General features: G+C 51.7%; 1 protein-coding gene. It reads left to right on the top strand.

Translation table 11 applies throughout. The features are described from left to right. A partial coding sequence (locus WH37_RS32885; protein ID WP_046234897.1) for a non-ribosomal peptide synthetase occupies positions 1 to 5,101 on the top strand: 5,101 nt, incomplete at both ends.

The raw sequence follows: 5,101 nt of genomic DNA, 5'->3' as shown, positions 1-5,101 counted from the left end.
GTCAAAATCCGCGGCTTCCGCATTGAGCCGGGAGAGATCGCCGCTCGTTTGCGGGAGCACCCGTCTGTACTGGACGCGACAGTCGTTGCCCTACAAGAAAATGATAACGGAGCGCACTTCCTATGCGCCTACTACACCGTGCAGCGCCCTGTCTCGACGTCCCAGCTCCGTGTACATCTGGAGGCAGAACTGCCCGATTATATGGTACCGTCTTATTTTTGCGAGCTTGAGCAGCTAGCGTTGAGTGCGAACGGCAAAGTAGATAAGGCAGCGCTACCGCGGCCAGATTTTACGCAATTGAGCGAGGCTCCTTACATAGCGCCGCGCAACACCGTAGAATCGGCTTTGGTCGGCATTTGGGAAGAAATACTCGGTGTCCAGGGGATCGGCGTCGTCGACCATTTTTTTCAGCGCGGAGGCCATTCGTTGAAAGTGACGATGCTGGTATCCCGGATACAGGCGGAATTACAGGTTGAGCTTCCTCTGCGGGAGGTGTTCCAGTATCCTACGATTGAAGGTCTCGCCAAGCGAATAATGAACGATTCCGGGTCCGATAAGCAGAGTATTCCGATTGCAGGCGAACGAAAGGTATACCCGGCTTCTTCCGCTCAGAAGAGGCTGTATATTATGAACCAGTTCCACGAATCGGGGAAGACTTATAATTTGCCATGCATGACGCACATTCGCGGCTCGCTTGACTTCGAGCGGATAAGCCAGGCTCTGCGTGCTCTCGTGGAGAGGCACGAGGCGCTTCGCACTTCTTTCTATACCGTTGATGACGAGGTGGTTCAGCGAGTTCATCAAAAGGTTGACTTGCCAGTTGAGCTGATTGATATGCAAGCGGAGAACGTTCGTTCATATGTACAGCAGTTTATAAAGCCTTTTAATTTGCAGCAGGCTCCGTTAATGCGGGCAGAGGTGCTGCGGCTTGCCGATGAAGAGTTCGTTCTTATGCTCGATTTTCACCATATCGTATCGGATGGAGTCTCGATTAATTTGTTCATGAAAGAGCTTAAAGCGATATATGCCGGAGCATCGTTTGAACAGTCGAGAATTCAATACAAGGACTACGCCGTATGGCAGCAGGAGCGCTCGAACTCGGAAGCGATGATGAAACAGGAGGCGTACTGGCTGTCGCGATTTGACGGCAATATTCCTACGCTTGAACTGCCCGCGGACTATCCGAGACCGGCTGCGAAAAACTTTGAAGGCGACCGTCTCTCATTCCTGCTTGAGCGCAGCGTAGTTGAGCAATTGGAGCTGCTCTGCAAGCAGCAAGGTACGACGATGTTCATGACGCTGCTTGCCGCCTATCATGTATTCCTATTTCGATATACCGGACAAACGGACATTGTGGTCGGGACTCCGATAGCCGCGAGGCTGCAGATTGAGCTGGAATCAATGATGGGGATGTTCGTGAATACGCTGCCGCTTCGCAATAACCCGGCGAGCTCCGCAAGGTTTGCAGAGTTTCTTCAGGATATCAAGATGAATACACTTCAAGCCTTCGAGAACCAAGAATATCCACTCGAACAATTGATTGCGAAGCTTGAGCTGGAGCGCGATGTCAGCCGAAACCCGTTATTCGACACGATGTTCACTTTGCAAAACATGGATATGGAGAAAATGGATATCGAGGGATTGTCTTTATCGCCGTATCCTTATGAGATGAATATTGCCAAGTTCGATTTGCTGTTGGCTGCGATAGAAACCGACGACGGCTTGCTGTTCGAAATGGAATTTGCGACCAGCCTGTTTTCGCATGATACGGTGCAGCGTATGAGCCGCTATTTCACGGAGCTGCTTCGGAACATTGCTCGGAACCCGAATTTGCCGATCAGCGAGTACCCGTTATTGACGGAGCCGGAGCAGCACGCGCTCCTTCATGCGTGGAACGAAACGGGGACTAGTTATCCAAAGAGCCGGACATTATCCCAACTGTTCGAAGCCCAGACGGAACGATCACCGGGCCGTCTCGCTTTAGCATTCGAGGATCGGACGTTGACGTACCAAGAGCTTAATAAGCAAGCTAACCGGTTCGCCTGCCTTTTGCGCGAGAAGGGGATTAGGGCCAATACAGTTGTCAGCCTGCTGTTCAATCGCTCTGTCGACATGATTATCGCTATTCTCGGGGTGTTGAAGGCGGGAGGGGCTTATCTCCCAATCGACCCTGATTATCCGTCTGACCGTATTGAATATATGCTTCAGGACAGTCACGCCAGGCTGCTTATTACGGACGGGAGCGTAAGTAACGAATTTGCGTTTGCCGGGGAAACGTGCGTTTGGCGTGACCTTAAGCTAGTCCGATTCCCGGAAACTAATCTGGAGCCGGGCTGCACAACAGAAGATGCGGCATGCGTGATGTATACTTCCGGATCAACCGGGCGGCCGAAAGGAATCTTGACCGCTCATTACAGCATTAGCCGTGTCGTCATGAATACGAATTATATCGCGATTCAGCCGGAAGACCGAATGCTTCAATTGTCCAATTATGTATTTGACGGTTCTTTATTTGATATATTCGGCGCTTTGTTGAACGGTGCGCAGCTGAGGCTCTTAACGAAGGAAACGTTATTAGATATCGAGGCGTTATCCGAATGTATTCATCGAGAGCAAATCACCGTATTTTTTATAACGACTGCGCTGTTCAACACCCTTGTCGATATTAACGCCGACGCTTTGCGGAATGTGCGCCGGATTTTGTTCGGAGGGGAGAAAGTATCGGTACGGCACGTTCGCCAAGCGTTGTCCAGTATAGGGGCCAATAAGCTGATCCATGTATATGGTCCGACCGAATCAACGGTCTTTGCTACGTTCCACCCTATTAATGAAATAGAGGAAACGGCGGCAACAGTTCCAATAGGACGTCCGATTGCGAACACGGGTGCTTATGTTTTGAGTCCCGACCGACAGCTGAGTCCCATTGGCGTGCCGGGCGAGCTATATTTATCGGGTGATGGCTTATCGCAAGGATACCTGAACAATCCGGTACTTACTGCCGAGAAGTTCGTCCCTCATCCGTTTGTGCCGGGCGAGCGTCTATACCGGACGGGAGACAGGGTGAAGCTGCTCCCGAGCGGGGATATCGAATATATGGAAAGAATCGATCATATGGTCAAAATTCGCGGGTTCCGCATCGAGCTAGGCGAAATTGCGGATCGTCTGCTTGCCTGTGAGGCGGTGAAAGAAGCGATCGTAGTGACGCAGAACGATGACAGCGGACAGCCTTGTATATGTGCCTACTTCGTTGCAGCCGGACCATGGTCAACTGCCGAGCTCCGCGAGCAATTAGCCTGTTCTTTGCCAAGCTATATGATACCCGACCATTTTAGGCCAATGGACGAATTGCCGCTTACACCTAACGGGAAAGTTGATCGTAAAAAGCTGCCTATGCCGGATTTCTCGGCAGCAGCATCGAAGGCGTATGAAGCGCCGATCACGTCAGTTGAAAAACGCTTGTCCCAAATGTTTGGCGAACTGTTTGGTCTGGAGACGGTGGGCAGAAATGCAGACTTCTTTGCACTAGGCGGCCATTCTCTTAAGGCCAGTTTATTGTTATCCCGTATTCGCACCGAGTTTCAAATGACGATATCACTGAGCGACATATTCCGGCGACCTGTAATCCGGGATTTGGCGGCGGTAATTGAAGCTGGAACAGATGAGCCAGCGTTTGTCATTGAGCCTGCGGATTTCCGCAAGGAATATCCTGCTTCGTATGCGCAGAAACGTATTTATTTCGTTCATGAGCTGGACAAAGGCAATGTTGCTTACAATATGCCGATATGGCTGAGGAGCGAAACCGCATTGGATTTCGCTCGGCTCCAGCATAGCTTTCAACAGCTCATTGACCGACATGAGTCGTTGCGCACCATTTTCCGAATGGTAGAAGGGGAGCTCGTTCAGCAAATTTGTGAGCGTGTGGAATTCACTATTCAGAAGATAAATGTCGGCAGCGGTGAAAGCACGGCGGATGTCAATTTGATAAAACCGTTCGATCTGGGGCATGCGCCGCTGATCCGTGCCGTGCTGTTCCATGAGGCTGGCGGCGGACAGGTGCTAATGATCGACATCCATCATATTGTGTCAGACGGCGTTTCAGTGGGTGTTCTGCTTCGAGAGCTTCGCGCATTGTACGAGTGCCGGGAACTATCGCCTCTTGCGCTGCAATATAAGGATTTCAGTGTTTGGCAGCAGCAATACGCGCAGACGGAAGCGTGGGCGCTATCCGAGCATTACTGGCTTGAGATGTTCCAAGGAGAAGTTCCGCTGCTGCAGCTGCCAACGGATTACCCAAGGCCATTGATCCAGAGGTTTGAGGGAAGTCGAGTGTCTTTACACGTGGATGGTCGCATCGGATTGAACATTCGGATGCTCAGTTCGCAATGGCAGATGACGCCATTCATCCTGTATATGAGTGCTTATACTTGGCTAGTCTCTCTTTATTCCGGTCAGGATGACATGGTTATTGGGACGCCGACCACAGGCCGGAAGCATCTTTCATTGGATGGAGTCGTCGGCATGTTCGCCAATGTATTGCCTCTTCGCATGTTCCCGGGGAAGGAGCAGTCGTTCCATGCATTTGCGCAGCAAGTCAAGGAACGGGTCATATGCGCTCATACGCATCAGGAGTATGCCCTGCAGAACCTTCTTGAGAAGGCTCAATTGCGCCGGGACATGAGCCGTAATCCTTTGTTTGACACGGTTCTTACTTATCAACAACGGCAAGATGACGAGTATCGTCTGGGGAATCATCGTATGACGGAGAAGGACGGCGGCGGCAATACTTCCAAGTTCGATCTCACGTTAAGTGTCAGCGAAAGCGAAAATGGCGAGCTGTTTCTTGATCTGGAATACAGCACAGCGCTGTTCAAGCGGAGCACGGTCGAGCGCATGGCGGGGCATTTCGTCCGCCTGCTGGAACAGATCGTGCATCGCCCGGAGCTGCGGTTGAGCGAAGCCGATATCGTGACGGAGCAAGAGCGGGAGCAGCTGCTGCGGACGTTCAACGATACAAGCGTTGCCCACCGGACCGAATCCATGGTCCACGAGCATTTTGAACAGCAGGCGGAGCGTGTGCCTAATCGGCCGGCGGTCGTCTGGC

Source organism: Paenibacillus algorifonticola, from assembly GCF_000971975.1.
In the GTDB taxonomy this organism is placed as follows: Bacteria; Bacillota; Bacilli; order Paenibacillales; family Paenibacillaceae; genus Pristimantibacillus; species Pristimantibacillus algorifonticola.
This window is presented reverse-complemented; position numbering and strand designations above follow the sequence as displayed.